This window comes from bacterium (assembly GCA_024228115.1).
Classification (GTDB): Bacteria; Myxococcota_A; UBA9160; order UBA9160; family UBA6930.
This window is the reverse complement of record JAAETT010000111.1, coordinates 1-7,136: the sequence shown is the minus strand read 5'-3', so window position 1 is coordinate 7,136 and position 7,136 is coordinate 1. Positions and strand designations below refer to the sequence as shown.

5 protein-coding genes are annotated in these 7,136 nt (G+C 61.6%); 1 reads left to right on the top strand and 4 read right to left on the bottom strand.

Annotated features, from left to right (window positions below; translation table 11 throughout):
- The 4 genes from GY937_05790 to GY937_05775 form a co-directional block, all read right to left on the bottom strand.
- The coding region (locus GY937_05790; GenBank protein ID MCP5056224.1) for a hypothetical protein at positions 1–1,321 on the bottom strand (1,321 nt) is incomplete at its 3' end.
- A 278-nt stretch (positions 1,322–1,599) separates the two neighbouring features.
- On the bottom strand, positions 1,600–2,718 hold the full coding sequence (locus tag GY937_05785) for a hypothetical protein (protein MCP5056223.1): 1,119 nt from the start codon (positions 2,716–2,718) through the stop codon (positions 1,600–1,602).
- A complete protein-coding gene (locus GY937_05780) occupies positions 2,715–3,641 on the bottom strand; it encodes a hypothetical protein (protein ID MCP5056222.1) in 927 nt (308 codons plus the stop codon). Before GY937_05780 ends, GY937_05785 begins: the two co-directional genes overlap by 4 nt.
- On the bottom strand, positions 3,638–6,478 hold the full coding sequence (locus GY937_05775) for a hypothetical protein (GenBank protein MCP5056221.1): 2,841 nt from the start codon (positions 6,476–6,478) through the stop codon (positions 3,638–3,640). Before GY937_05775 ends, GY937_05780 begins: the two co-directional genes overlap by 4 nt.
- Before the next feature lie 430 nt (positions 6,479–6,908).
- Here GY937_05775 and GY937_05770 point away from each other — a divergent pair, with 430 nt between their 5' ends.
- Positions 6,909–7,070, top strand: a complete 162-nt coding sequence (locus GY937_05770) for a hypothetical protein (GenBank protein MCP5056220.1) — start codon at positions 6,909–6,911, stop codon at positions 7,068–7,070.
- The last annotated feature ends 66 nt before the right edge of the window (positions 7,071–7,136 follow it).

Genomic DNA, 7,136 nt, shown 5'->3' with positions numbered 1-7,136 from the left:
CCGTTGTCTCCAAGACGGACCCGTCGTCGTCTAGTCGCTTGATCTCCTTGATGTTCGTGATGTCCGGACCCGCGCGGTGAAATGTGTAGTCGGTGTGAAAGACCTTGTTCGGGAAAAAGGTAGAATCGATCTCGTAGGACTTCACCCAGTGGTCGTCGTACGTCCAGGTCTCAGTGACGATCTCGCCGGAATCGAGGGTGACGACGCGCTCGGACAGGTTGCTGTCGAGGCCGTAGGTCAAGTCAATCGTCTTCTGGAGGACGAGGCCTCCTGGCAGATACACTTCCACCTTGTCGAGGAACCCGTTGCCATCGCGGATGTAGTGGAACTCATTGTCGAGGGCGTCGATCCGCTTCGTGAGGAAGTTCTGCGTGTTGTACTCGAACGTCTCGATCGCCGTCCCCGTGACCGTTCCCGTGTCGTCCTTGATCGTTCTCGTCACCACCGTCGTGAGAGGTGTCGAGTAGTCGAAATCGAGTACCCGGTCGCAAGCGACCGTGCAATCGCCCCGGGTCTGCTGGATCACGCGGTCTTCGGCGTCGTAGACCTGGATCCACGGCGTCTCGCCCTGCCCCAGCTGGATGCTCGTCAGGTTGTGCGGATCCGTTGGGTCCGTGTCGCTGTACTCGTAGGTCTCGAGGATTGCGTCAGTGGCATCGACAGGAAGGCGGACCTCAGTGAGGTTGCCTTGCGTCTTGGTCACCTGGTAGGTGTCGTGGGTGTAAGTGACGGTGCGCCCGTCCGAAGCTAAGGCCGAATTCAGGCGGCCTGAGGTCGGGTGGTAGGTGAAGGTCACGTCCCGACCCGTCACGGTGGTATCCGCGAGCTGCTCGTAGATCCGCGTGAGCTGGTAGACCCGTGCAACCGTCATCGGCTCTGTCGGGATCACCGCGAACGGCGAAGTCCCTTCCAGATCCTTCTTGCCCATTAAGTCGTACTCGAAATGGAGCCGGTTGCCGCTTCGATCGCGGAGCTCACTCAGGTTGCCTTGAGGGTTGAAATGAGCTTCTGCACCTCTCGGGTAGTGAAGCACGTAGCTCCCGTTGCCGAGATCATCGAGGGTTTCCTTGCGACCGACCTTGGGAACAAGCGTGCCTCCGTCGAGTTCGAAGCGGTGGCGATAGCCGCAGCTGTTTCGAATGGTCACCGAGCCGTCGGGATACTCGAAGAGCTTCAGGTCATGGGAAAAGGACCAGCCGTAGCCAAGAGGTGAGTCGTAGGTGCTCTTGTTGTCATAGCGGCGAGAGAGTTGGATGGGGTAGACGCCGGGGACAACCAGATCGGTGCGTGTCAGCACCTCGCGGCCATTCACCGCACTCACGGGCCTACCGCTGCCCGTGGCGTTTGTATTGCCTGAGACGCTACTGCTTCCGGCCGCGGGATTCCCCGCAACGCCACCTGGGCCTGGCGGCGTCGGGGGCGGGCAGGGAGGAGGACACTGGCCCGGATTGGCAGATCCATCACAGCCCGGATCCGGATTCGGGTCCGACGGGGGGCCACCGGTCGAAGTCGAGACCGGGCCGATGTCTGTCGCCCATCCGGAGACGCTCCCGACACAGCAAATCAAGAGCACCGCAAGAAACCGCAACCACTTGCTCATCACTCTGCCTCCGTTTTCGGCTTCGTCGTCGCGTCGATCTCGACCGCGAGTGTCGCTGTTCCGAAATTTCCGCTGTAGCCCCGCAGGTTTCCCGTTACGTAGTGCACGCCCGGCGAGACGGTTTCCGTCTTCCACCGCCAGCTCGTCGGGAGAAACCCCACCTCGTTCTCGAAGCGAAAGATCCCGTCCACGAAGAAGACGACCTCGAAGCGCTCCGCCAGAAGACGTTCGCGCTCGGCCGGGTCCGGGACGTCGAGCTGAATGTGGGTGAACCCGGTCGCCACCGCTGCGTCTCCACGTCGCTTGCCTTCCTGGTCGTGCACCGAGAGAACGACCTGGAGATCGTGCCGGCCCTCCGCCGGTTGATCGAAGACGCTCCGCGGCCCCCGAACGCCTTTCGCCCGATCACGTTTGGGGGGCGACTCATCGAACGCAATCCATCGAGGCTCCGTGGTCGCTTGGACGGCTCCTACGAAGAGGGTATTGGCGGGCAGCGAGACCGCGTTGGCCGAAAGTTCGAGCTTGGGATGGTGCGTGAGATCGAATACGGACGACGCGTCTTGACCATCCCAAGGCTCGTCGTTGTGCCCCCCCATGCGGGCCGGCCAGTCAAGGATCGTCCGCAACAGGGGCCCGTCCTCCGCCAGCCCGGCCCGGAGACTGATGCGGCAATCCGATGCAACCACGTAGTGGACCCGGCCTGAATCCGCGTCCCATCGAATCGCTTCGATGGAAACCGCCTCGCCACCGGTCGAGTCGGTGAGATCGTGGAGAACCGTCGCGCCGCCAGCCCCGGTAGCCACAAGGGTGTAGTGGTAGGCATCGGCGGGGACGAGCCGACCCTTTGAATCCTTCCCATCCCACGCCAAGGCGTGCTCGCCGGCCGGCAACTCCCCCTCGCTGTCAACAGCACGCACCTGAAGATCTCGACCGTCCCAAATGCGCAAGGTCAGCTGGGCCGGCTCATCGATGCGAAAGCGAACCCGCACCGATTCACCTTCGGAGGGCTCGAAAACGCGGCGATCGGGAATGACCGGGCTCAACACGAGGGCCCGCACAGCAAGCGCCGGCCCGAAGGCCAAGAAGAGCGCCGCAAGAAGGACAGAAACGCGCCTCAAGGCCCTTCTCCTACGGAACGCGGCCACCACCAGGCCGGCCGGCGGGCGCCGCGTGGCGTCTCGGTCAGCTGCTCTGGAATGCTGCCTGCCCCCGGATCGCTCGGGATCCGGATCTTCCAGATCTCGGGCTGGCCGGATCGGCTCGATTCAAAAACGATCTCGCGTTCGTCAGGAGAAAACGAGGGACCTGCGTCCAGGGCAGGATGATCGGTCAACGGACGGGCCTTCGACACACTCTCTCCTGCCCACACCTCGAAGTTCCCGCTGCGATTCGTGGAAAAAGCAATCGAACCCAGCGGCCCGATGGTCACATCAAAGTGATAAGCCTCCCCCGCCGTAAGTGCCTCGCGCCGGGTGCCATCGGGGGCCACCCGCCAGATGTGATGGCCCACCATGGCCTCTCGCGAAAGGAAGTAGATCCAGGCGTTTGACGGATCCCAGGCCGGCTCGTGCTGCACGTGAGGGGCATTTGTCATCCGTCGGGGCTCGCCGTTTCCGCCGAGGGGCACGACGAAGATCTCGTGATCGTCCCTTGACCCGGCGGGCGAGTAAGAGACGGCGATCTCCGCACCGGAGGGGCTCACGACGGCATCGCTGGTTTCGTCGAAGGGGATATCAACTAAAACGGGTGGCCCCCCGGCCAGATCCACACGCCGAGGCGGGCCCTGTTGGGCGCTCACCATCAGCGCTGCGCCGTTTGGAAACCAATCGACGCGGGTCTTATCCACCGGGCTATCGGTCAGCTGCCGGGCTCGCCCCCCATCGGCTGCCATCACCCAGGCTTGCCAATAGCCGTCCGTGTGTCGAAGGAAGGCGACACGCCCATCCTCTGCTGCGGCGACCGGGTGGGCCCATGGCCCCGCCCATAGAAACACGAGCAGCAGGAGGCCCCGCCCGAGCCCTCGCCTCGGCTGGTGGATCATCGTTGAATCTGAAGCGAGCCGCGGTAGAGCGTGGAGAACCCCGTGACATCGCTCGTCGCTTCGATCGTGAACGTGTGGTGGCCCTCGGAGTCAACACGGACGTAGTTTCCCTCATCCCCATCCCCATCCGGATCCGCCGGATCGAGACCGGTCCACGGGACGACGTAGTCCACGGGATTGCCGCCAGATTCCGCCGGCTGGAGAACGTTGTCGACCAAGGTCTGAATCTTTGGGCTGGGATCGTCAGGATCATAGATGCCCGGCGGCAGCACCTTGATCGTTACATGTGAATCTTGATCGAGCCGATACGTGAGCTTCGAGATCTGCTCGTAGCTATGCGTCACGAGCCACGGATCGGCCTTCACCTCGATATGCGGCGACGTGCCCGTGATGAGTGGCTTCGTCCCCTCGACAACGACCAAGTTGTAGCGAAGCGGAGAATTCGAATCGGTGTTGATCGTTTGCTGCCCTTCGAGAGGCACGCCTGACGGATCACGGCCGTCCCATACCAGCGTGTGTGTGCCGGGGGGAATGACTCGTCGCCAAAGGGGGACTATTGGCCCCGATGCAACCCTGGCACTTAGATTCACCTCCGAGGCGTTAGCTGTGACCTGGAGTTCCCGATGCCAGAACTCGTTTCGGTACGTGTTGTATCCGGGGTCGCCCGAATCCGCCCACTGAACTCCTGGCGCTAGCGGTGGGCCGTTCACGAACCACGGGCCCGGAGCATAGAGGAATCCGTCGGCATCGATGGTGTAGGTGTAGCCGTCCTCGGCCACGTAGCCGCCGACATCATCCTTGCCGTCCCAGATCACGTTGTTCGGCCCCGCCGGGGCGCCCGCAAGATGGATGGTTCGGGTGAGCGGACCCAGCGTTGAACCTGTCCCCTTGTAGAAGTGCACGTCTACTGAGGCGGCTGGAGCCCCCAGCACGAAATCGATAGAGACCGACTCGCCCTGGAGAGGCTTGAACCCGTCGACGGAGCGAGTCACCGTGTGCATTAGCTGCGTGAAGACCGGCCCCGGAATCGATGCTCCATTCTCAGCGTTCAAGAGATCCGACAGATCGATGACGGGAACTTGAGGATCCGCTGGAGCCTCGATGGTCGCCTGAATCGCGGCCAGACTTGTATCCCCCCACCAATTTCGCTTGAAATCTAGGACCTGGCTCGTGCCCTCGTAGAACATTCCCTTGACCTCGAGGTTGCGAAGGAACCCGGGGGAATACTCGTTGGCGAAGATGTTGCTGTCATTGACCACAGGTGCTGGATTTTTGTCCGCCGTATGCTGGCCAAAGAGCTGGATGCCCGTGCGGTTTGCGGTGATCGTACTTCCGGTGATGTGGGGACTCGATTTCCCCGCCATGTAGATTCCCACGAAGGTGCCCTCGATACGCGTGTCGGTGATTGCAGGCGATGCCCCTGCATTCGCAATCGCGCTGCCAAGACGAATGCCCGTACCGAGCCCGAGCTGAGTGCCCGTATTGTGAATCCAGCTGCCGGTGATGGATCCCACCGTCGGCCCGCTCGTCCAAGAGCCATCGATCCAGATCCCCGTTTCCGCGAAGTTTGCGATCTCGGTTTCCGAAATCGCCACATCCACGTCGCGCACCCACACAGCGCGCTGGGCGTCTTGGATCAGGACCTCATTGAGAGAAGACCCCGCGCTGGTCGACTCGAAGACGATCCCCTCCCAGCTTCCAGCTGTGGCGGTCGGGTGGGAGAACGTTACGCGGTTCCCCGAAACACCCGCGACGTGCAGGGTCCCCTCGACCACGAACGAGGCATCGTCCACCATCGAGATCGTTACGCCCTCAGGAATCGTGAGTGTGGCACCGACGGGGACGACCAGGCTTCCAACGGCCTCGTAACTCGTGTCCGCTGTGAGGCTGGACGCTCCCGTTGGAAAGAGCCCGCCAAGAAAAGCGCCAGTGACCGGTACCCCGGCCGGAATATCGTTTACGCTTGCGTCAAGGAAGGGAACGGCGTCGACGTACGGCCGGCTACTACCTCCATCCGTCGCGTCGAAGATCCCGGCAGCCACTTCGCTAGCCGTCAGCGCGTCCCACCAATTGTTCCCGGCTTCGATTTCGTGGGATCCGCCGCTTGCCGCGAATACGTTGTAGAGAGGGAAGCCAGACCCGGTGTTGTTCGTGTGAATATCGTTGCCAGAGATTGTCGGGGATGAAGCGCCGGGCGAAACGATGTAGATCCCGTAGTCGTTCCCCGTGATGACATTCGCACCATCGATGACGGGGGACGACGCTCCGGTGACATGGATGCCCCGGCGATTGGCTTGAATCGTATTGCCCTGGATCGCCGGAGATGATCCGGTCTCAAGGTGGATTCCGTGGTCGAGGTCTCGGATCAGGTTGCCGGTGATCGTACTTCCCGCCGATGGACCAACCATGTGAATTCCATAGGTCCCGCTCGTCGAGGAGCCGAGGGTGTGAGTGAAGTTGTTGTCCGCAATCGTCGCCACCGCGCTATTGACACGGATGCCGGCGCCCGGCGAGCCCAGGGGTCGGCCGAAATCAATGAAGTCGGTCTCGGTGATCGACACCGTGCCGGTGGCGCCGTTGATATCGACTCCGTGTCGTGCGTGGAGAATGTCCGCAAAAGAAATCACGCTCCCCGAACTCCCCGGGAGAAGAAAGATCCCATCCCAGGATCCGCTGGTCGGCGTGGTCTCGCTTGATTCGAGACGAATGCGATTGCTGCTGTTTCCTTGAAGATCAAGCGTTCCAGAAACATTGATGGCCACACCCAGCACTGCTTCGATCACCACACCAGGATCGATCTTGAGTGTCGATCCGACGGGCACCGTCAGATCGCCCACTAGCGTATATGGAGCGCCTCCGGATAGAGCGGGCAAGGTGGTCAGACCCAGGGGCAGCGTACCGCTCAAAATGTCGCCGCTTCCCCCAGGACTCCCATCGAGATTCAGGTATGGAATCGCGTCTACCGTGGGTGACGTGGCCGATTGCGTTTGATCGTAGATCCAACTGAGGAGCGTGGTTTGATCGTCGGTCCCCCAGTAGTTGCCAGTGGCAGTGATATGGACACTCGGATCCCCGTAGGACTGGGCCCTAAGGTTCTCAGGCGTCCCCGTTCCATTGACCCCCGTTCCGTTGTTTTCAAAGTGGTTTCCGGTCAGCGCAGGATCGGGATCATTGGCAGGATCGCCACCAAAGCCAGCGATCAAAACACCACGCGTGGTGTTGTTCTGAATCAGGTTGAGGCCGGAGATCGTCGGGGAGGAACCGCGGTTGATCGAAATCCCGGTCTGGTTGCCGTCGATCGCGTTCCCCGTGATCAGCGGAGAGGCATTCGTCAGATCGATCCCGATCTTAATACCTAACCTGAACTATGCACGAAAGTTGGCTGAGAACCTGGCTTTCCACGGTTTCGGCGTGCCGCGCGGCGATTGACGCTGACGGATTTCGTTTTGGGTGGTCGATGCCCATTCCGTGGCGAGAATTTGGGGCGTGCCTCGG